Annotated in this window: 18 protein-coding genes; 5 read left to right on the plus strand and 13 right to left on the minus strand. The window is 61.5% G+C overall.

Annotation, left to right across the window (positions count from 1 at the left end; translation table 11 throughout):
- Positions 1-14: 14 nt before the first annotated feature.
- From CJU81_RS13955 to CJU81_RS14010, 12 genes are all read right to left on the minus strand, one after another.
- Positions 15-812 carry a CoA-transferase subunit beta gene (locus tag CJU81_RS13955; protein ID WP_095037116.1) on the minus strand — a complete coding sequence of 266 codons (798 nt, stop codon included), beginning with the start codon at positions 810-812 and terminating at the stop codon, positions 15-17.
- A gap of 11 nt (positions 813-823) precedes the next feature.
- Positions 824-1,699 carry a CoA transferase subunit A gene (locus CJU81_RS13960; protein ID WP_095037117.1) on the minus strand — a complete coding sequence of 292 codons (876 nt, stop codon included), beginning with the start codon at positions 1,697-1,699 and terminating at the stop codon, positions 824-826.
- Between the two features lie 10 nt (positions 1,700-1,709).
- Positions 1,710-2,603 (minus strand): VOC family protein, encoded by an 894-nt coding sequence (locus CJU81_RS13965; RefSeq protein ID WP_095037118.1) that lies wholly within the window; start codon positions 2,601-2,603, stop codon positions 1,710-1,712.
- Between the two features lie 281 nt (positions 2,604-2,884).
- Entirely contained in the window at positions 2,885-3,823 is a 939-nt protein-coding gene (locus tag CJU81_RS13970; RefSeq protein ID WP_095037119.1) for a bifunctional OB-fold nucleic acid binding domain-containing protein/MaoC family dehydratase, read from the minus strand.
- 5 nt (positions 3,824-3,828) lie between these two features.
- Positions 3,829-5,040, minus strand: coding sequence for a thiolase family protein (locus CJU81_RS13975; protein WP_095030074.1), 1,212 nt, complete (start codon positions 5,038-5,040; stop codon positions 3,829-3,831).
- A gap of 135 nt (positions 5,041-5,175) precedes the next feature.
- The gene (locus CJU81_RS13980; protein WP_095037120.1) at positions 5,176-6,843 is read right to left on the minus strand and encodes a DUF1302 domain-containing protein; all 1,668 of its coding nucleotides are present in this window, start codon (positions 6,841-6,843) and stop codon (positions 5,176-5,178) included.
- 64 nt (positions 6,844-6,907) lie between these two features.
- Complete coding sequence (locus CJU81_RS13985; RefSeq protein WP_095037121.1) at positions 6,908-7,993, minus strand: MBL fold metallo-hydrolase; 1,086 nt, start codon at positions 7,991-7,993, stop codon at positions 6,908-6,910.
- Positions 7,986-9,848, minus strand: coding sequence for a long-chain-acyl-CoA synthetase (locus tag CJU81_RS13990; protein ID WP_095037122.1), 1,863 nt, complete (start codon positions 9,846-9,848; stop codon positions 7,986-7,988). The genes CJU81_RS13985 and CJU81_RS13990 overlap by 8 nt, the downstream gene beginning before the upstream one ends.
- Positions 9,845-10,918: an alkene reductase gene (locus tag CJU81_RS13995; RefSeq protein WP_095037123.1), complete on the minus strand. Its 1,074-nt coding sequence runs from the start codon at positions 10,916-10,918 to the stop codon at positions 9,845-9,847. The genes CJU81_RS13990 and CJU81_RS13995 overlap by 4 nt, the downstream gene beginning before the upstream one ends.
- 9 nt (positions 10,919-10,927) lie before the next feature.
- A complete protein-coding gene (locus CJU81_RS14000) occupies positions 10,928-11,557 on the minus strand; it encodes a nuclear transport factor 2 family protein (protein WP_095030069.1) in 630 nt (209 codons plus the stop codon).
- Positions 11,558-11,567: 10 nt separating this feature from the next.
- Positions 11,568-12,341: an SDR family NAD(P)-dependent oxidoreductase gene (locus tag CJU81_RS14005; RefSeq protein ID WP_095000424.1), complete on the minus strand. Its 774-nt coding sequence runs from the start codon at positions 12,339-12,341 to the stop codon at positions 11,568-11,570.
- Between the two features lie 30 nt (positions 12,342-12,371).
- Complete coding sequence (locus CJU81_RS14010) at positions 12,372-13,106, minus strand: SDR family NAD(P)-dependent oxidoreductase (protein ID WP_095030068.1); 735 nt, start codon at positions 13,104-13,106, stop codon at positions 12,372-12,374.
- Between the two features lie 378 nt (positions 13,107-13,484).
- Between CJU81_RS14010 and CJU81_RS14015 the strand changes: the two genes are divergently transcribed.
- The 3 genes from CJU81_RS14015 (at position 13,485) to CJU81_RS14025 (ending at position 17,868) form a co-directional block, all read left to right on the plus strand.
- The gene (locus CJU81_RS14015; protein WP_095037124.1) at positions 13,485-14,816 is read left to right on the plus strand and encodes a spinster family MFS transporter; all 1,332 of its coding nucleotides are present in this window, start codon (positions 13,485-13,487) and stop codon (positions 14,814-14,816) included.
- Between the two features lie 17 nt (positions 14,817-14,833).
- The gene (locus tag CJU81_RS14020) at positions 14,834-15,661 is read left to right on the plus strand and encodes an alpha/beta fold hydrolase (RefSeq protein WP_095037125.1); all 828 of its coding nucleotides are present in this window, start codon (positions 14,834-14,836) and stop codon (positions 15,659-15,661) included.
- A 77-nt stretch (positions 15,662-15,738) separates the two neighbouring features.
- Positions 15,739-17,868 carry an oxidoreductase gene (locus CJU81_RS14025; RefSeq protein WP_095037126.1) on the plus strand — a complete coding sequence of 710 codons (2,130 nt, stop codon included), beginning with the start codon at positions 15,739-15,741 and terminating at the stop codon, positions 17,866-17,868.
- A 44-nt stretch (positions 17,869-17,912) separates the two neighbouring features.
- On the opposite strand, the gene CJU81_RS14030 is transcribed toward CJU81_RS14025, so the two are convergent.
- Entirely contained in the window at positions 17,913-18,794 is an 882-nt protein-coding gene (locus CJU81_RS14030) for a LysR family transcriptional regulator (protein WP_095037127.1), read from the minus strand.
- Between the two features lie 133 nt (positions 18,795-18,927).
- Here CJU81_RS14030 and CJU81_RS14035 point away from each other — a divergent pair, with 133 nt between their 5' ends.
- Positions 18,928-19,626 carry a CoA transferase subunit A gene (locus tag CJU81_RS14035; protein WP_095037128.1) on the plus strand — a complete coding sequence of 233 codons (699 nt, stop codon included), beginning with the start codon at positions 18,928-18,930 and terminating at the stop codon, positions 19,624-19,626.
- A 42-nt stretch (positions 19,627-19,668) separates the two neighbouring features.
- Positions 19,669-20,328, plus strand: a complete 660-nt coding sequence (locus tag CJU81_RS14040; RefSeq protein ID WP_095037129.1) for a CoA transferase subunit B — start codon at positions 19,669-19,671, stop codon at positions 20,326-20,328.
- Position 20,329 lies beyond the last annotated feature (1 nt).

Here is a 20,329-nt window from a genome sequence, read left to right on the forward strand (position 1 = left end):
TGAACTCCTGGCCTTCAGGCCTGACGAATGCCGGGCGGGTTGCCCTTGAGCGCAGAGGCGCGATAGTCATGGGGATCGAGGCGACGGATCAGCGCCAGTTGCTCCGGCGTCGGCGCTACGGTCTGCTTGAGGTCGGCGGCCTTGAGCAGCGGGAAGCCGGTTTTTTCCTGCACCTCTTCAAAGCTCACGCCAGGGTGCAGGGAACGCACCTGCACGGCCCGGTCCGGCCCGCCGAAGTCCATCACACACAGGTCGGTGACGATCAGGCGGATGTCCATCAGGTCGCGGCGCATGCCTTCTTCCCAGCGCTCGGGTTTGAAGCCGACACCCGAAACCATGTCCACTTCCCCCGCGACAAACGCCCGGGTGTTATGCGACGGCACGAAAAACGAGTTGATATGGTTGATGCTGTTGCCCGGCAAGCCGCGCACCCCGAGCATCGCCACTTTCGGCTTTTGATAGTCGCCGATGCACGACAGGTTGGTCTGGCCCCAGCGATCGATCTGGGTCGGGCCGATCATCGCGTGGCGACGCCCGCCCCACACGCACTCGAACACCCGCTCGAACGACAGGTAGCCTGAATAACGCGGCACATAGTCGCCGCGCGGCCCCAGCGGCACCGGTTCTTCCACCAGAAACGCTTCGCTGTCGGTCATCAGCAGTTCCGGGCTATGGGTCAGCTTGGCCAGACTCGCGCCCAGACGCGGGATCACGCCCAGGCCCGAAGCAATCACTTCGCCGTTGCCGCGCCAGGCTTCACAGGCGGCGACGATCAATAATTCAGCCAGGGTAAATTCGCTAGTAGCAGTCATGTCCACACTCCTTAAAACACGGGCAGCGGCAAAGCGCTGAGTCGATCGGCACCGCCATTGCTGGCCTGGTAGGCGCTTTCGCCCGGGGTCACAAACTCGGCCACATAACTGTCCCAGCCGCCTTCTTCGGCAGCGCTGGCGCTGTAGCGTTTCAAATGGCTCAGGTCCCAGCCGTAGTCGGACGGGCACGAAGTCGGGTGCGCGCCAAACGGTGCATGCACCACGCCGCTGACCAGATAACGCTCAAAGGTGTTGAAACGGGCCTGGGCGGCATCCAGGTTCAAGCGCTCCTCAATGCGCTCACACGACACAAAGCACTGTTTCGCGGCACGGGCATACAAATGATCGAAATACGGATCAGGCCCGGTAACCAGGGTATTGCCCAGACGGTCGGCAACGTTGACATGCAAGAAGGCAATGTCCAGATTCAGCGCCGGCATGGCCAGCAACACCTCGCCATCGGCATAGGGTGACTGCACCTGCTTGATTTCGGGGTTCAGGCGGCTGACATCGGTGGCCAGACCACAACGCGTCGGCAAGAACGGCAGGCGCATGCCGGCGGCCCGCAGGCCCCATTGCAGCATGCCTTCGTCCAGTTCCATCAGTTCCAGCTCACCGGCTTCGCGAGCCTTGCGAAAGTAGGCTTCCAATGGGATGGCATCGAGGGTGGCGAAGCCGAAAATCAGCTTTTTCACCTTGCCGGCAGCGCAAAGCATGCCGACCTCGGGGCCGCCGTAGGCGACCACGGTCAGGTCCTTGACGTCCGAGCGCAGGATCTCGCGCACGATCGCCATCGGCTTGCGCCGCGGGCCCCAGCCGCCGAAACCGATGGTCATGCCGTCGCGCAACTGGCCGACCACATCGGCCGCTGTCATTTGCTTGTTCATGTGTTGCTCCTTACTGCTGCTGGCCGACGGAAAAATCGTGGCCCCACAGGCTTACCCGGGTGAATTCAAAAGCGCTGTGGTCCTGCCAATCCACCAGCAGGCCGCCATAGCCGTACTCCAGGTCGAAACCTGAAGGGGTTTTCATATAAAACGAGGTCATGTGATCGTTCAGATGCTGGCCGAGGGTGGCCGACAACGGCACATCGTGGGCGATGCGGCGGTCGTGGGCGCGGCCCACTTCGGTCATCGACTCGACTTCGACCATCACATGCACGCAGCCGGACGGCACCGGGTACTCGGCTAGGGCCAGGCTGTGGTGACGGCTGTTTTTGCAATGCAGAAAGTGGATGCGGATCGGTGGTGCCGAAGGGTCGGGGCGGAAGTTGAAAATATCCGACAGCTCGAAGCCGAGCACTTCCTTGGCAAACGCCAGGGTGGCATCAAAGTTCGGCGCAGGCAGCACGGTGTGGCCCAGGCCCATATCGCCGGTAACAAACCCCGGCACCCCTTGCGGTGAGACAAACGGCTGGCAATCGGAGCGATGGCCCCAGCTCAACTCGTGGCGATTGCCCGAAGGGTCGGTGACGTGCAGCAGTGCTTGCACACCACGCTGATCGCACTGTTCGGCGGTGCCCAGGCGCCAGTTGACGTCGGCCTGGTCCAGCACTTCGATGGCGGCGTTGAAAGCCTTTTCGCCGGCCAGCTCCCAACCGGAAGCCAGATACCGCGACTCACCGCCCGGCACGACAAGCATGCGATATGGACGCTCGTCCATCTTCACATACAAGCCGCCGGCGGGTGCTTCGCTGACCATCATCCCGAGCACGTCTTCGGCGTAACGCTGCCATTGAACGGGATCTGCAGACTCTGCAACGAAGTAGCTCAAACCACGAATGTCGATCATGTGCCTGCTCCTCAATGCCTTGTATTTATTGGCTTGGGGCAGTATGGGAAGGAAGGGGGCGCAGCTCATCGTCCGTTGAGACTAAAGCGGCCCCGTGCTTTTGCAGACGCCGGGATACCTGTAGTCACTGAGGAGCGAAGCGAGGCTGCGATCGGCAGCGCAGCGGCCGTAAACCCATTCAATCCGGTCGTTCAGGTACATCGCAACCCCCGGGCTTGCGATCGCTACGCGCTCGATCGCAGCCTCGCTTCGCTCCTCAGCGACTACAGAGCCGTGAACCGTTACATGTAGAGAATCACCAGCTCATTGATCACCGACGGCCGCTCGCTGCCCACGACATGGGTGTTGAGTTCAAGGGTCAGTTGAGTACCGCTCTTGACCCGCTCTACCCGCTTGACCCGCGCCCGGGCATGAATGGTCGAGCCCGCCGGCACCGGTGCCGGAAAGCGCAGGCGATCCGAGCCATAGTTGACCATATTGGTGAACCCGGTGATCTCGTAACCCAGATTGAGCTTCATCCGCGATTGCAGGATCTGCACCAGCGCACCGTGAGCGATGGTGCCGCCAAACGGGCTTTGTTTGCGCGCACGCTCCGGGTCGGTGTGGATCCAGTAATCATCCCCGGACAACTGGGCAAAGCTGTCAATCAGGCCCTGATCGACCACCACCTGGTTGCTCCACGGGCTGAACTCGTCGCTGACCAGCGCCTGCAATGCCGCGTCATCATCCAGGGCAATCTGGCGCACGGGCGCAACAATGTCGCCAGCCGGTTGCTCAACCGTATGCAGCACTTTAAGACGGTCGGCATTCTTGTCCAGCCCGGTAAAGCGCAGCAGCCGGTTGCCCTTGGCATCAACCTCGGCAAACACCGGTTGCAGGCGCATGCCAACTTTCACTTCAGACTCGTCCAGGCCCACCAGGTTGGTGTTGATGCGCACTCCCTGATCCAGCTCCACCACTGCCAGTATTTGTGGCATTTCATCGGCAAAATCCGGCAGGGTCGGGATGCGCGTCACGGTGAAGCTGTACAGCGTCGCCCCGCCGCTGACTTCACGCCAGGTCAGTGCATGGGTAAAACACGCCGGGCAGTGCCGGCGCGGGTAAAACACCCAGTGGCTGCACCGTTCACATTGCTGAATCAGCAGGCGCTCGGCCTTCAAGCCTTCCCAGAACGGTGCAGAAATCTCGGTCGGAACCGGCATTGGTTTGTTGTTCGACATTGGATTTAAGCTCCCTGAAGTATCAATGCGCCCTGCTCACTCATCACCCCACCGGTGCCTGAGACATACACCGTGTCGCAGCGCTTGAGCTGACGCTCGCCCGCTTCGCCGGCAATTTGCGTCACCGCCTCGATCACCTGGCTCATGCCCCCCGCCGCACCGGCCTGGCCAAAGCTGAGCTGGCCGCCGTGGGTGTTCATCGGGAAATCGCCGCGCCAGGTCAGGTCGTGTTCACGCACAAAACTCATGCCTTCGCCCTTGGCGCAAAACCCGGCGTCTTCCAGGGTCAGCAAGGCGGTGATGGTGTAGCAGTCGTAAATCTGTGCCGCGTCGACATCGGCAGGCTTGAGCCCGGCCATTGCGAATGCTCGTTGCGAGGCAGGCCCGATAGGCGTGTGCAGCATGTCCTGGGCATAGGACGGAGACTTGAACGCCAGATGCTCGCCGAAACCGGTGATCCACGACGGCCGCTTGCGCGCCCGTGCTGCCACCTCTTTGGAGGCAATAATCATCGCGGCGCCGCCGGCTACCGGCATGACGATTTCCAGCACATGCAGCGGGTCAGCGACTTTTTTACTGGCCAGCACTTGCTCGATGGTCAGCGGCTGACCGTAAAACATCGCTTCGGGGTTGTACTGCGCATTGGTGCGCTGATCGACCGCGATTTTTGCCAGTGCCCGCGGGTCATAACCATATTGCGCGGCATAGCGCTGGGCGATCATCGCGTAGCCGGTGTTCTGGCCCATATGCCCGTACGGCAAGTCGAACTCGGCTTCGGGTGCACCGAATGCCGTGCTATGGCCGCCAAAGCGCATGGCGCGGGCCATCCAGCTGGCGTCTTCATCCGGGCCCATGGGCGCCATGCGCGCAGGCAGCACACACAACACCGCCTGGCATAAACCCAGTTCGATGGCGGCAGCCGCGCGCCAGACCATACCTACCGAGGTGCAGCCACCAAGGTCGACTACTTCGGCAAAATTCAGGCGCAAGCCCAGGTACTCGGCGGCCATCGCCGGGACGAACACTGAGGCTTCATGAAAATGCGGGCCGTTGATCACCAGCCCGTCGAGATCCGATGCCTGCAAGCCGGCATCCTGTAAAGCCCGGGCCGCCAGGTCAGCCACTTGCTCCAGGTGGAACATGCGCGGGGCCGTGGCGTATTTCTCCGGTTTGTACTGAGCGCTGCCAACAATGGCGGCATGACCTTTAAGACCCATGGTTTTCTCTCTTTAGTCAGTTCATCCAGCTTTGTAGTCGCTGCCCAAGGCTGCGATGAGGACCTGAGGGCCTTCAAGGAAACGGGTTGCTACGCAACCCTTCGCAGCCTGCGGCAGCGACTACAGGGGCGTTTTTTAGAAGGTGTATTTCATCGAGAACGTGGCGTAATCACGGTCTGCCAGCGGGCGGTAGATCGGGTCCGGCGAGCCGAGGTAGCCGATGTACTTGAGCGACACTTCCAGGTTGCTCAGGTATTTGAAGGTGGTACCCGCGCTCAGGCGGCGGTCCCCTGCCACACCGGCAATGGTTCCTGACATCGGCGCCGCACCGCTGAACACGTTGGAAAAGGTGAACGGCACTTCCAGGTCCCAGCCCTGGAACACGCCCGGGTAACTGAACGAGGCACCCACGGTGTACGCGCTTGCCGAGCGGGTGCGCCAGGCGGTGGCGGTCTTGTAGGTGTATTGATCCGACGGTTGCACGGACGGCACCAGCGACGGCAACAGGCCCACGCCTTCAAGGTTTGGCGCGGCCGAGGTTTCGTCGGCGTGATCGGCACGCACGGTGACAAATTCACCGGTCAGGGTGGTCTGGCTGGCCCACGGGCGGTCCCCCAGGATGCGCATGGCCGACAACTGGAACTGCTGGCCCTTACCCTTGGCTGGCACCGGGCCAAGACCGGTGTTGACCATCACCGGAGCTCCGTCGCGGTACGACCATTCCGCCCCGAGCTGGTACTCACCAATCTTGGTGGTGGCACTGATACCCGTCAGCTTGATGTCTTCAAAATATTTGACCCGGTAGCCGTTGGCCTTGTAAGCCAGGCCACCGGGGCCTGCCGGTATCGGGTCCCAGCCGACCAGTGCAGTGGCCGGGTTTTTGTCGTGGTACACCACATGGAACAGCGACAGTTCAAGGTCGGTGATCGGCCGGTAGCGCACCTGCGCGCCCCACTGACCGCTGTCGCGCGGCTCATCGGTACCCAGGTAAGGCACCTTGTTGGCGCCCATGTACAAAAACTCGCGGCCCGGGCCAATCACGTCGGAAGTCGACAGGAAGCTGCCCACCGGCGGCAATTCAGTGCCCTTCCACTCGTACTGGACATAACCGCCCAGGGTGAATTGCGGGTTGATGCGGTAAGACGCCGAGAACTGCCCCACTGGCAACAACACTTCTTTGACTTCAACCCCCGGCTGCGCCGCCTTGACCGCATCGGACGGGTTCTGCACGCCGTTGACGCCAGGGTAGTAAAGGCTCTCGCCCCATGACTCGATATGCCGGCCCGCTTTTACGTCGAGCATGGTGTCGTTTTCAAAGCGCCAGCCGCCGAACACATAAGCGTCGAGCAGGCGCGTGCGGCCACCGCTGTAGTAGCGGGTGTCACTGGTGAACTCGTCGTTGTCACCGTACTTGTTGACGGTGGCCGGGGAGTCGTTGTCGTTTTTACGGTGGTACACGTCGTCGTAAAAGGTACTGGCACGCACCACTGCGCCGTAGTTGTCCTTGCGCAGGATCATCTCGCCCAGCGCACCCACCCGGTTGGTGGTGAGGCTGTGCTGATCAAAGTTGCGGTTCGGGTCATCGGCGTTGATCCCCATCAACCGGTCGCTGGGTTTGCCCAGGCGCGTGCCAATGCCGTAGCTGGTGGTGACCGACCAGTCAATCGTGGTGCCGTCATCGAACTCGATGGTGTCCCCTGCCCACAGCGGGCTGCAGACCAGCGCCACGGCAACGGCCAGGCCACTGGCCTGGAAGTTGTGCGGGCGCTGCCCTGAACATTTATTGTTATTTTTATTGATCACTCTGCCTCTCCTGGTTAGCGACTCGGTGGCCGCTTCGATGGGTTCAAGCGTCATTGCGTTGTGCTCAAAACAACTCAAGCGGGTCGAACTTCACGACTCCTGTCGGGGCCAGTCGATAACGATGTAGCCCTCCTTGCTCCTCACGAACGAGCGCCCCCTCGGCCATGAGGTAGTTGGCGTGCGCCAATGTCTCCCCAAGCGCCATCAGCTCGTCGAAACGGCCTGACAGCTTTTTAAACAGCACCGCCATCATCTCCAGCCCGGTGCGTGGTTGTTCGCAAGCCGCGAGCAACTGCTGCAAGTGATTGCGATGGTGGTCACGCAGTTGATCAAGGCGCAGATGCAAATTGAAAAACGGCCGCTCATGGGCCGGCAGCACCAGTACGTCGTCGGGGATCGTGCGCAACCGTTCAATCGAGTCGAGCCAGTCGCGCAACGGGTTGGCCTGGGGTTCGCTGACATACACGGCAATCGTCGAGGTGATACGTGGCAACACCTGATCACCGGAAATCAGCAAGCCATCGTCCGGCGCAAACAGGCACGCGTGTTCCGGCGAATGACCGTTGCCCGTGACCACCTGCCAGCGGCGTGCACCGATGGTCAACTGGCTGCCGTGCTCAAGGCGGATAAACCCCGCCACCAACTGCGGGCGAAAGTGTTCGCCCTGGATCAACGGCAGCAGCGACGTCGCGCGCTCGGCACTGAAACCGGCCTTTTGATAAAAATCCAGGAATGCCCAGTCCGGCTCCGCCGCCCGTGGCGGGCCATGGTGCAACGCTTCAAACTCGCCATGGGTCATCAGCACCGGGCAGCGAAAGCGCTCGGCCAGCCAGCCCACCACACCGGTGTGGTCGCTATGAAAATGAGTGCAAATGATCGCCTTGAGTGGCAAGCCTGCCATGGCATCGACAAACACTTGCTCCCACACGGCGCGGCATTGCTCGCTGTTCAGCCCGGTGTCCACCGCCACCCAGCCGTCACCGTGACGCAGCAGATACAGGTTGATGTGATCGAGGCCGAACGGCAGCGGCATGCGCAGCCATAACACGCCCTCGGCGACTTCCTGCACCTGGCCGCTGGCCGGGGCCTGTGGCCAGGGATAGCGCAGACCGTCACGCCATTGATGACCTTGCGCGTCGAGTTCAGTCATGGTGCTGGCCTGCAAAAGGCAACAGGCCGGCGCGGGCCAGCACTTGCAGCGAATAAGGCTGGTAGGTGCGGGTACTTTCATCGCGCACGAACAACGGGTCGCTGAAAAACTGTGGCGCGTAGCCCTGGCGCTGCAGGTCGACCTTGCGCAGCTTGAAGGTGCTGGTCAGGTCTGCCGCCTCTGTTACCCGCACAAACATCGGCGCGGCATATCGTGGCAAACGCGCATGGGTCAGTTCATAAAAGGCCTGCGGCTCGAAGATATGCCCGGGCTGCATCAAAATCGCCGCCATACCGGCACGCCCTTCGTGTTCGGGTACCTGCACGCCGTACACATTGATCAACTCAAGCCCTGGCATATCACTCAGGGTATCGGCTACTTCCAGGGTCGAGACGTTCTCGCTTTTCCAGCGGAAGGTGTCGCCGATACGGTCGACAAAATAGAAATAGCCGTCGTCGTCGTAACGCAGCAGATCGCCCGAACTCCAGTAGGCATCGCCACTCTGAAACACGTTGCGGCGGATCTTGCTCTCGCTGGCCGCAGCGCTGGTGTACCCCTCGAAACGCCCACCGCCGATCTGCGGGTGATCCACGATAAAGCCCATTGCCTCACCGATTTCCCCCGGCAGGCAGAGCTGGTAAAAACCGTTTTCGTCCCGTGGATGGCTGTCGCTCTCGACGTCATAACGCACCAGGCGCAGATTGGTGCGGCTCCAGTCCGGTACGCGGCCACAGGAGCCCACATAGTTGTCGACATTGATCAGATTGGCGTTGGCCTCGGTGGCGCCCCAGCCCTCGAACACCTGGATCGGGCCAAAACGTTCCAGCCAGCGCTGCCACGACTCGGGCGTGAGCCCGGCGCCGAGCATATGGCGCAGGCTGTGCTGGCGTTCACCCGCGACCACCGGCTGGTTGAGCAGGTAGCGGCAGATCTCGCCGATGTACTGGAACACAGTAATGCGGTTGCGGCGCACATCCGGCCAGAACTCGCGCACGCTGAACTTGCGCCGCAGCACAATGCTCGCACCTGCACGCAGGGCCGTGGACGTCACCGAAGTGGCCGCCGCGCCGTGGTACAGCGGCAGGCAGCAGTAAAATACGTCTTCACAGGTGGCCCCCAAGGTGACTTCCATCACGTCACCCGAGGACAGCCAGCGCATATGGCTATAGCGTGCTGCTTTTGGCAGGCCGGTGGTGCCCGAAGTGAATATCAGCAGCGTGGTGGTTTCGGCCGTAATCGCCGCCCGCACGTCACGGGCGAAAACTGTGGCCGGGGCAGCAGCAACCTGCTGGTCAAAGTCGATATCGACAAAGGCCGGCAGCTCACCGTCAAAAGGGTTCAGCGCATCCTGGACCAGCCACAGCGGCACATCCGGCAAACCTGCCGTGCCCAGCAGATTGGCCAGGCATTCTTCGCCCACCACCACCGCCTTGGCCGCCGTGGACTGCAAGGCATGCACCAGTGGCTTGCCACTGACCTGGGTGTTGATAAACGCTACCACCACCCCGAGTTTGACCAGCCCGAACCAGCTGTAGAAAAACTGCGGACGGTTCTCCATGGCAATCGCGCACACATCACCGGGGCGCAGCCCCTTGGCGTAAAACACATGGGCCATGCGATTGGCTTGAGCCTCCACGGCGGCGTAGGTGAAATGCTCCTCGCCGTCGATCAGAAAAGGCCGATCCGGGAATGTCCGGGCCTGCGCTTCAAGGCGGTCAGCCAAGGTATAGAGGTCCGCAGGTTTGATCTGACCACTGGCCGCCGAGCGCAAGTCCAGCAGCGCCTGAGTCTGTTCACGGGGCACGGGCTGTTGTTTGGCCGCCGTCAGGGGGCTGATGCGGGACATGTCGTTCATTGCGCCACCGCCTCGGCCAACGGGTAATCGCTGTAGCCTTCGGGGCCGGGGGAGTACAGGGTCTTGCGATCGAAGCGGGCCAGCGGCAAACCCTTGCGCAAGCGCTCGACCAGATCCGGGTTGGCTATGAAGTGCCGGGCAAACGACACCGCATCGCCCTGTCCTGCCTGCAGCGCCGCTTGTGCCGTTTCACCGTCAAAACCGTCATTGAGGATCAGGCCGTTGCTGCAATGGCGCTGGGCCAGGGCAAAGGCATCCAGCTCAGCCAGGGGCGAACGCATGATGTGAACGTAAGCCAGGCCCATCGGCTCGGCGGCCTTGCACAAGGCAACTGCAGTGGCCAGCGGGTCTTCGTCATCGATATCGTTGAACGGGTTGCCCGGGCACAGGCGCAAGGCGACGCGCCCGGCACCAATGGCCGAAGCCATCGCCGCCAGCACCTGCTGCGGGAAACGCACGCGGTTTTCGACGCTGCCACCGTACTGGTCTTCACGCCGGTTGCTGCCCGATGCCATAAATTGCATCGGCAGATAACCGCTGGTGCAGTGCAGTTCTACCCCGTCAAAACCGGCCTCGCGGGCATTCAGTGCGGCCTGGCGGTAATCTTCGATGACCTGTTCGATATCGCGCTGCGACAAGGCCTGTGGCTCGTCGGTGTCAACCATCCCGGCAGTGTCGGTAAACAGTTGGGTGCGCGCACGCAAGGCCGACGGTGCTACCGTGGCGGCGCCTGCCGGTTTGTTGTGAGCACTGGCTGCACGGCCCACATGCATCAGTTGCAGCACAATCAGGCCGCCCTCGGCATGTACTGCATCGGTCACGGCTTTCCAGGCGGTAATTTGCTCAGCGCTGTAAATCGCCGGGGTACGGCAGTAGCCCAGGCCACTGGCCGAGGGCGCCGTGCCTTCGGCGACAATCAGTCCGGCCGAAGCGCGCTGACGGTAATACTCGACCATCTCGGCCGTCGGCACCCCGTGCTGATCAGCGCGGCTGCGGGTCATGGGTGCCATGACGATACGGTTGGCCAGTTCAAGCTCACCCAGGCGCACGGGTTCAAACAGAATGCTCATAGTATTTCCTCAGCGCACGCGGATTTTCGGTGCGCCAGCCCCACGGCGCAGGGTGGCAAGAAAGTGCTCGAGCGGTGCCGCTGTCGCCACTTGCGGCAGTTGCTCCTTGTCCGGGCGGCTGGCCCAGAACTCGGTCCACGACGGGAACAGATCGTGGAACGTACCGGCGTAGGGTTCGCGCCCCGGCCAGCGCATTTTTTGCGTGCCGATCGGCGGTTTGTTGAGGTCACTGGCGTACCAGTAGCACGGCAGGCGACGGCGGAAATACCAGCGCCCCTGCATGCGCTCGTAGTCATCCCAATAGAGCATTTGCATGGTCACCCACTCGGGGCCGGTCTCGTGCTCGTTCTTGGAATACACCACGCCCACGGCATGGTCCGGGTCGGTGAACTCGATCAGGTGCTGGCCCAGGTGATGGGAGGTGCCGTGAAACTGGTCGCGCAACGTGTCGTCGACCCAGGCCTTGAGGTGCGCTCGCCCGGTTTTTTCGCGGCCTACGCGAATGTCTTCGGCAAACAGATTGACGTGGGCATCGAGGTCACGCATGTCCAGCGACAACGAATATTTACCAGCCAACTGGCGGATCTCTTCAATCGACTCCAGTCGATCGAGACGGGCTAGCAAGGCGTTCTGTTCCATAAAAGGGTCCTTATTCCAGTACCGTATACAGCTCGCTGCTGCGCCCGCCATCGACCGGCAGGCAAGCACCGGTGATGTATGAAGCTTCATCGCTGGCCAGGAACAGAATGGCGTTGGCCACTTCCACCGGCTGGCCGACGCGTTTGAGCGGGATCAGTTTTTCGGTATTGGTGCGAGTCTTGTCATCGGTGAGCATGCCCGCCGTGGCCGGGGTCTCGACCACACCCGGGCTGACCACGTTGCAACGGATGTTGTGGCTGGCACCTTCACTGGCCGCAGCACGGCTGAAGTTGATCACCGCCGCTTTGGCGGCCGAGTAACCGGCCATCCACGGCGTACCGAACTGCCCGCAGATCGACGCCAGGTTGATGATCGAGCCGCTGCCCTGGGCGCGCATCAGGCCCATGGCTGTGCGCGTGCCCCAAAAGGTGCCGTCCACGGTGGTGGCAAAGTTGGAATGCCAGTCAGCGGTCGAGGTGCTGTCAATCGCGCCCCAGCTGTAGGCCATGGCGTTGTTGACCAGAATGTCCAGGCGGCCGTGGCGCTGTGCCGTCTCGCTGATGGCGCCGACATAGGCGGCTTCATTGCTGACATCGGCCACCGCGCATTCGGCACGGCCGCCGCTGTCACGGATCTGTGCCGCGACGGCTTGCAGCGGCTCGATGCGTCGCCCGCACAACACCACCAGCGCGCCTTCTTCGGCAAAGCGCAACGCTGTGGCCGCGCCGATGCCTGAACCGGCACCGCTGATAAAGGCAATTTTGTCTTGTAAACGAGTCCCCATGATCTGCTCTCCCATTGCTGTGCGCGGCACTCAGATAAACGCCATGCCGCCGTTGACCGCTAGGTTCTGGCCGGTGATGAACGCTGCGTCATCGCTGGCCAGAAAGGCCGCGACGCGAGCGATTTCATCGGTTTCACCCATGCGGCCCAGGGGGATGGCCTTGAGCATGCTTTGCATCCAATCGTCCGGGATGTCAGCCATCATCGGCGTGTTGGTCGGGCCGGGAACGATGGTGTTGACGCGTATGCCGTTGCCTGCAAGTTCGCGCGCCATGCTGCGGGTCAGGCCCATCACCCCGGCCTTGGCCGCGCAGTAATGGCTCGGGCCTTCGCCGGTCAGTGCCGCGGTGCTGGAGATATTGATAATGACCCCGGGGGTGGCAGCGGCAAGCATCAGCTTCACCGCTTCACGACTACAGAAAAACGGCCCGGTGAGGTTGACCCCGATCACGCGTTGCCAGTGCTCGTCGGGGGTTTGTGCAAAGGCGTCGATGGAGCCGATGCCGGCGTTGTTGACCAGCACATCGAGGCTGCCGAAATGTGCATGCACGGCGGCCATCGCGGTGGCGACCGAGTCGCTGTCGGCGACATTGCAGGACACTGCCAGGGCCTTTTCGCCCAGCCCTTCAATGCTTTGGCGCGCGGCATCGAGGTTGATATCGGCGGCAACAACCCTGGCCCCCTGCTCGGCAAAGTGACGAACAATTGCCCGTCCCATGCCCTGGCCAGCACCGGTTACAAACGCCACTTTGTTCAGCAATTTCATCCTGTTCTCCCACTTGCCCGAAGTCGGCCCGCCGGTAAGCCCGGACGGTGTATGGGAGCAATGATTGACTGCGGCTAAAAGCTGAACATCGTCCGATGGGACTAAGCAGCTCCGGAGAGGATGACGACCGTCGCTGCTGACGAGCAGCCTCGTTCCTGCGGCTGCTGCAAAAACACTGCAACTGTGGGAGCGAGCCTGCTCGCGAAGGTCGTTCACGAGCAGGCTCTCTCCCACAACAGGGCTTGACCTGCAGCAGAGTATCTACAGCTTTCATCCCAAAGAGATCCTGTGCATGACCGGCTGGTCTAAATGGACGATGTTCCCCCATCCGGTTCGTGGAATAACTCATTCACTAGAACAAAAACCGGGAGACCCGTCGTGTCCATACCCTTGCGCCCCACCTGGCGAACCCATTACGCATTGGGCGTTTTGGCAGCCATTTATATCTTCAACTACATAGACCGGCTGCTGATGGCCATCCTGATCGAGCCGGTGAAGGCCGAGTTCGGCATTTCCGACACCGGTATCGGCCTGCTTTCAGGTGTGACTTTTGCCGTGTTCTACACCCTTTTCGGCTTTCCACTGGGGCGCCTTTCCGATCGGATCGGGCGCAAAAAAGTCATCGCCTTCAGCTGTATTGCCTGGAGCGTCATGACCATTTTCTGCGGCTTTGCCGCCAGCTTTACCATGCTGGTGATTGCCCGTATCGGGGTCGCTATCGGCGAAGCCGGGGGCACTGCGCCGTCAATGGCCATGGTCTCGGACCTGTACCCGCCCGAACGCCGCTCGACCGCCCTGTCGGTGTTGATGCTGGGCTCAAGCCTGGGGGCGATTTTCGGCCTCGGCCTGGGCGGCTGGATTGCCCAGCATTACGGCTGGCGTTTCGCTTTTGTGGTGATTGGCGCACCGGGGATTTTGCTCGGGCTGATCCTGCTGTTTACCGTGCGGGCACCCAAGCCGGCGATGCTGGTCAGCCCCAATCTGGTCGCGCAAGATCACTGGCTGATCACTGTTCGCGAGTTGTTCCAGACACCGTCCTTTCTCTGGCTGGTATGCACCGGCGGCTCGGCGGCCATTGCCGGTTATGCCATCGGCACCTGGAGCCCGAGTTTCCTGATCCGCTCCCACGGCCTGAGCCTGCAGGACGCGGGCCTGCTGGCCGGGGTCGCAGGCGGTGCCGGGGCAACCATCGGCACCCTGACCTGCGGCATTTTGTGTGACCGCCTGGCCCGTCGCGACAAGGGCTGGCAAATCGGGGTGCCGCTGCTGGGCACGCTGATCAGCATCCCGTTCGGCCTGGCGTATTTCCTCTGGCCGGTGGGCACTGCATTTTATGTGGGCAGCACACCCATGCCGACCGCGTTTTTGTTTTATTGCGTATTCAGCTTTTTTGGGACCTGGTGGGCAACGCCCTGCCTGGGCGCCATCTCCCATCTGTTTCCGGCCACCCGCCTGGCCCAGGCCACTGCAATTTTTGTGATGGCCATGACCCTGCTCGGGGTCGGCGTCGGCCCGCTGCTGATCGGCATGCTCAGTGACGGCTTCGCCCATACCCTGGGTAACGAAGGCCTGCGCTACGCCCTGGCTTCCTGTATCTCGCTGCTGGTTCTGGCCTCGGTGTTTCTGGCCATGGCCTTGCCGCGCTATCGCAACCACCTGATGAACAAGACCCCGACCCCAGCATCGCTGGCTGACGCGGCCACTGCCTGACAACTGGAGATTGAGTGATGACTGAACAAGACCTTCCCCTGCCCATCGGCCACTTTGTGACACTGGAAAGCGGCCTGCGCCTGCACTTTCTCGACGAGGGCAGCGGCCCGGTCGTATTGTGGCTGCACGGCAGCGGCCCGGGCGCCAGTGGCTACAGTAATTTCAAAGGCAACTACCCGCAGTTTGTGGCTGCCGGGTTTCGTAACCTGGTGGTGGATTTGCCGGGCTTCGGCCGCTCCGACAAGCCGGAAGATGTGAACTATGACCTGGCGTTCTTCGTCAACGCCATGTCGGGCTTTCTCAAGGCAGTGGGGGTCAAGCGTGCCACCTTGCTCGGCAATTCCCTGGGCGGGGCGATTGCCCTGGGCCTGGCGCTGGCTGAGCCGGAACGCGTGGAAAAACTGATTCTCATGGCACCAGGCGGTGTTGAAGAGCGCGAAACCTACTTCAAGATGATCGGCATCCAGCGCATGGTCGAGCTGTACAACGCCGGCCCGCTGGGCATCGAAGAGATGCGCCGGATCATGAGCCTGCAACTGTTCGACACCTCGCAACTGGACGACAACCTGCTGGCCGAGCGCGTGGCCGTGGCCGTGCATCAGCCGCGCAATCTGTTCAGCACCATGATGGTGCCCAACATGACCGAGCGCCTCGAAGAACTGCAGGCACCGATCCTCGGTTTCTGGGGCACCAACGACAACTTCAACCCCGCCACCGGCGCGCTGAAAGTGCTTAACCACGCGCCCAATGCGCGCTTTATCATGCTTAATCAGTGCGGGCACTGGGTGCAGGTCGAATACCGTGACCTGTTCAACAAGGCGTGCCTGGAGTTCCTGCGCGGCTGACCTTGCAACGGCATGACCTGCGGCTGCCTACGGGCGGCCGTATCCCCTTCCAGACACCCGCTCGGGCTGAAATAACAATGACAAAATATCCTCAGTTACTGGCACCCGGTCGCATTGGTTCCCTTGAACTGCGCAACCGCATCATCATGGCGCCCATGGGCTCCAACTTCGCCGAGGCCGATGGTCAGTGTGGCGAGCGTATCCAGGCCTATTACGAAGCCCGTGCCCGTGGCGGCGCCGGGCTGCTGATCATGGGTGTGTGCTCGGTGGCGTTTCCGGCCGGGACCGCCGAGCCATTCCAGGTCGGCGTTTCCAGCGATGACTTTATCCCCGGGCTAAGCCGCCTCGCCGAACGCGTCCACCAGCACGGCGCAAAAATTGCCATGCAGTTGCAGCACGCGGGCAAGACTGCAGTGCGCGACATGGCCGAAGGTCGGCAACTGTGGGTGCCTTCAGTGCCGCCGGTGCTCCAAAGCGACATGATGGCCGCGTTGACGCCCGAAGAACTGGCCAACTTTGTCAGCTCCATGAGGCGTCGCGCCGAAGGCTCGCCGATCCGGGTGATGGACAGCGACGATATTGCGCAGATGATTGACTGGTTTGCCTGTGCCGCCGATCGCGCCAGACGCGCTGGTTTCGACGGTGTGGAAATCCACGCGGCCCATGGCTACATCATCGCGGGCTTTTTGTCCGGCTATTACAACCAGCGTGAAGACGAATACGGCGGCTCGCTGGAAAACCGCGCCCGGCTGTTGCTGCAAATCATCGCGGCCATACGGGCCAAGGTTGGCCATGAGTTTGCCGTGTGGCTGCGCCTGGACGCTGAAGAACTGCACACCCCCGGCGGCATCAATCTTCAAGACGCCATCGCCGTGGCACGTATGGCCGAGACTGCGGGTGTTGATGCCGTCAGCGTATCGGCCACTGCGCGTATCACCAGCGGCGTGGTGTTTACCGAGGCGCCACTGGTGCACAAGCCCGGCGGTTATCTGGAATGGACCGCAGCGCTCAAGCGTAACGTGCAAGTCCCGGTGATTGCCGTGGGCCGGATCGAGCCTGATGTCGGTGAAGCGGCCCTCAAGCGCGGTGACTGCGACTTCATTGCCATGGCCCGCAAGTTCCTCGCCGACCCGGACTTGCCCAACAAGTTGCTCAATGATCAGGAAGCGAGCATCCGCCCGTGCATTTACTGCTACGTGTGTGTGAGCCAGATTTTTATCAACGAGCGGGTCAAATGCGCGGTCAACCCCATGACCGGCCATGAGTTCGAATACGTCATCGGCCCTACCGCTACGCCCAAGCATCTGGTGATAGTGGGTGCCGGGCCTGCCGGGATGGAAGCTGCACGTATCGCAGCCTTGCGCGGCCATCGCGTGACCCTGCTCGAACGCAGCGACCGTCTGGGCGGCACGCTGTTTTTTGCAGGCCTGGCCTACGCCGAAAACGCCCGCCTGCTGGAGAACCTCAAGGTTCAGGTGCAGCAGTCATCCATCGATATCCGCCTGAACACCGAGGCCAGCCCCGCCCTGCTCCGTGATTTGGGCGCCGACCAGGTGCTGGTGGCCGTTGGCGCCGAGCGCGCGGCGCCCGCGATCCCCGGCGCCGATCAGGACCATGTCTGGAGCGGCGACGAATTGCGCCGTTTGATGACGGGTGACCGTGCCGAGGAAATAGCCAAACGCAAACTGTCCTTTACCCAGCGTGCGCTGATGAAGGCCGGCAGCCTGACTGGGGTTACCGACAGCCGTGAAGCCATGGAAAAACTGTCGCGGGTATGGATGCCACTGGGCAAGCGCGTCACCATTATCGGTGGCGGACTAGTGGGCCTGGAACTGGCGGAATTCCTCATCGCCCGCGGGCGCCAGGTCACCGTACTGGAAAGCGGCACGCACCTGGGCCGGGAACTGGCCATTGTGCGGCGCTGGCGGGTACTGCATGAAATTCGCGTGCATGGCGGCGAGTTGATCACCGGGGCAAGCGTTACCGCCATCGACGGTCACAGCGTACGCTATCAACTGGCTGATGGTACTTCTGCACAGAGTGACGCCGACTCCGTGGTACTGGCCATCGGCGCCCAGCCCGATACCGGACTGCTCGACGAACTGACCCGAGCGGGGTTGAGCGCCAGCAGCATTGGCGACTGCCACAGTATCGGCTATATCGAAGGCGCCATCAGTGCCGGGCACAAAGCTGGACGTGAAGCCTAGCGATACACCTGTGGGAGCGGGCTTGCCCGCTCCCACAACCGCGATTACCAGGTTCTTTCCAACAAGCTGTCAAACATCGCCTGGGCCGCTGCTGACAGTTCATGCCCCGGTTTGGTGAGTACCCCTATCGCCCGCTCTACCACGGGCTCATGCAAGGTGATGCAACAGGCCCCCAACTCACGCATCTGTTCGGCACACAGGGCTGGCACCACGCTCACACCCAACCCGCTGGCGACCATGCGCCCCACTGTGGCCAACTGGTGACTTTCAAATTCCACCGGCAACTTCATCTGCCGTGCCTGCAAGTGTTCTTCAAGCATTACCCGTACCGCGGAAGGCCGCTGCAAGGTGATAAAGGGCTGTTCCAGCAGGGTGTGCCAGTCAATCAACTGGTGCCCGGCCAGTGCCGAGTCACGGGGCACAACGGCGACAAAACGGTCCAGATACAGCGGGGTGAACGTCAGCGACGAAGCGCCCGCCGGCTCGAAAGCCACACCCAACTCCACCTCCCGGTCACGCACCATCTCCAGCACCTGTTCGTTGATCACATCGTTGACCGTAACGTTGACCTTGGGATGACGCACGCGAAAGCTTTTTACAATGGCCGGCAGCACGTTGCCCGAAAACGACGGGATGGCGGCCAGGGTCACACGCCCGCGCTGCAGGGTGAAGCGCTGGCGCATTTGGTCTTCGACATTGTCCCAGTCAGCAATCAAACGCCGGGCCAGCGGCAACAGCGATTCGCCCTCCGGAGTCAGGGCCACATTGCGCGTGGTGCGACTGAACAATCGCCCGCCCAGGCCCTGCTCCAGCGCCTTGATGGTCAGGCTCAAGGCCGACTGCGACAGATGCAGGCGCTCGCAGGCCACAGCAAAACTCAGGCTCTGGGCCACGGCAAGAAAGGCACGGATCTGTTTTACGGTCATGGCTCGGCCTCATGCTTATTGATTTGTTTTATCTATTAATCGTCCTTAAAAATCAACTTATCAAATCAATGTTGCGCGGTAACACTCATGACCAATGGCTGAGCACAGCCGGCGAATAATAAAAGAGGTACATATGGCAGGTTTCGATAAACGTGTGGCGTCCTATGAAGAAGCCCTGGCCGGGCTCAAGGACGGCATGACCGTGATCTCTGGCGGCTTTGGCCTGTGCGGCATCCCGGAGAACCTGATCAACGAGATCAAGCGCCAGGGCATCCGTGACCTGACCGTAGTGTCCAATAACTGCGGGGTCGACGGTTTCGGCCTTGGCGTACTGTTGCAAGACCGCCAGATCAGCAAGGTCATCGCCTCGTATGTCGGTGAAAACGCCCTGTTCGAAAAACAGTTGCTCAGCGGCGAGATTGAAGTGGAACTGACCCCCCAGGGCACTCTCGCGGAAAAAATGCGCGCCGGCGGCGCCGGTATCCCGGCATTTTTCACCGCAACCGGTGTCGGTACGCCCGTGGCTGACGGCAAGGAAACCCGTGAATTCAAGGGCCGTACCTACCTGATGGAAGAGTCCATCACCGGCGATTTTGCCATTGTCAAAGGCTGGAAAGCCGATCACTTCGGCAACGTGATCTACCGTCACACCGCGCAGAATTTCAACCCGCTGGCCGCTACGGCGGGCAGGATTACCGTGGTTGAAGTCGAAGAAATCGTCGAACCCGGCGAGCTGGACCCGACGCAGATCCACACCCCGGGCATCTACGTCGACCGGATCATTTGCGGCACGTTCGAAAAACGTATCGAACAACTTACCGAACGTAACTGATCCCCAACCCCCAGCTCCCGAACCCGAGCACGGAGAACCACAATGGCTCTTACCCGCGAACAAATGGCACAGCGCGTCGCCCGCGAAATGCAGGACGGCTTCTACGTAAACCTGGGCATCGGCATCCCGACCCTGGTTGCCAACTACATCCCCGAAGGCATGGAAGTCATGCTGCAATCGGAAAACGGCCTGCTCGGCATGGGCGCCTTCCCCCGCGTCGGTGAAGCCGATGCAGACATGATCAACGCCGGCAAGCAAACCGTTACGGCGCGCATCGGAGCGTCGATTTTTTCCTCGGCCGAATCCTTCGCAATGATTCGCGGCGGCCATATTGACCTGACCGTACTCGGCGCATTTGAAGTCGACGTCCAGGGCAATATCGCCTCCTGGATGATCCCCGGCAAACTGGTCAAGGGCATGGGCGGCGCGATGGATCTGGTGGCCGGTGCCGAGAACATCATCGTCACCATGACTCACGCCTCCAAGGACGGCGAGTCCAAACTGCTGTCGCGCTGCAGCCTGCCGCTGACCGGCGCCGGATGCATCAAGCGCGTACTGACCGACCTGGCCTATCTGGAAATCGACAACGGCGCCTTCATCCTCAAGGAACGTGCCCCGGGTGTCAGTGTTGAAGAAATCGTCAGCAAAACTGCCGGCAAACTGATCGTCCCCGAGCATGTGCCCGAGATGCAATTTGCCTGAT

It is taken from the genome of Pseudomonas fragi, from assembly GCF_002269505.1.
GTDB lineage: Bacteria > Pseudomonadota > Gammaproteobacteria > Pseudomonadales > Pseudomonadaceae > Aquipseudomonas > Aquipseudomonas fragi_D.

Excerpts from the sequence above, each read along its gene's own strand:
- CJU81_RS14020 (WP_095037125.1), top strand. The coding sequence starts at position 14,834 with ATGACTGAACAAGACCTTCCCCTGCCCATCGGCCACTTTGTGACACTG.
- CJU81_RS14035 (WP_095037128.1), top strand. The coding sequence starts at position 18,928 with ATGGCAGGTTTCGATAAACGTGTGGCGTCCTATGAAGAAGCCCTGGCC.
- CJU81_RS13985 (WP_095037121.1), bottom strand. The coding sequence starts at position 7,993 with ATGACTGAACTCGACGCGCAAGGTCATCAATGGCGTGACGGTCTGCGC.
- CJU81_RS14030 (WP_095037127.1), bottom strand. The coding sequence starts at position 18,794 with ATGACCGTAAAACAGATCCGTGCCTTTCTTGCCGTGGCCCAGAGCCTG.
- CJU81_RS13955 (WP_095037116.1), bottom strand. The coding sequence starts at position 812 with ATGACTGCTACTAGCGAATTTACCCTGGCTGAATTATTGATCGTCGCC.
- CJU81_RS13960 (WP_095037117.1), bottom strand. The coding sequence starts at position 1,699 with ATGAACAAGCAAATGACAGCGGCCGATGTGGTCGGCCAGTTGCGCGAC.
- CJU81_RS14025 (WP_095037126.1), top strand. The coding sequence starts at position 15,739 with ATGACAAAATATCCTCAGTTACTGGCACCCGGTCGCATTGGTTCCCTT.
- CJU81_RS13965 (WP_095037118.1), bottom strand. The coding sequence starts at position 2,603 with ATGATCGACATTCGTGGTTTGAGCTACTTCGTTGCAGAGTCTGCAGAT.
- CJU81_RS14040 (WP_095037129.1), top strand. The coding sequence starts at position 19,669 with ATGGCTCTTACCCGCGAACAAATGGCACAGCGCGTCGCCCGCGAAATG.
- CJU81_RS13995 (WP_095037123.1), bottom strand. The coding sequence starts at position 10,918 with ATGAGCATTCTGTTTGAACCCGTGCGCCTGGGTGAGCTTGAACTGGCC.
- CJU81_RS13970 (WP_095037119.1), bottom strand. The coding sequence starts at position 3,823 with ATGTCGAACAACAAACCAATGCCGGTTCCGACCGAGATTTCTGCACCG.
- CJU81_RS14010 (WP_095030068.1), bottom strand. The coding sequence starts at position 13,106 with ATGAAATTGCTGAACAAAGTGGCGTTTGTAACCGGTGCTGGCCAGGGC.
- CJU81_RS13990 (WP_095037122.1), bottom strand. The coding sequence starts at position 9,848 with ATGAACGACATGTCCCGCATCAGCCCCCTGACGGCGGCCAAACAACAG.
- CJU81_RS13975 (WP_095030074.1), bottom strand. The coding sequence starts at position 5,040 with ATGGGTCTTAAAGGTCATGCCGCCATTGTTGGCAGCGCTCAGTACAAA.
- CJU81_RS14000 (WP_095030069.1), bottom strand. The coding sequence starts at position 11,557 with ATGGAACAGAACGCCTTGCTAGCCCGTCTCGATCGACTGGAGTCGATT.
- CJU81_RS14005 (WP_095000424.1), bottom strand. The coding sequence starts at position 12,341 with ATGGGGACTCGTTTACAAGACAAAATTGCCTTTATCAGCGGTGCCGGT.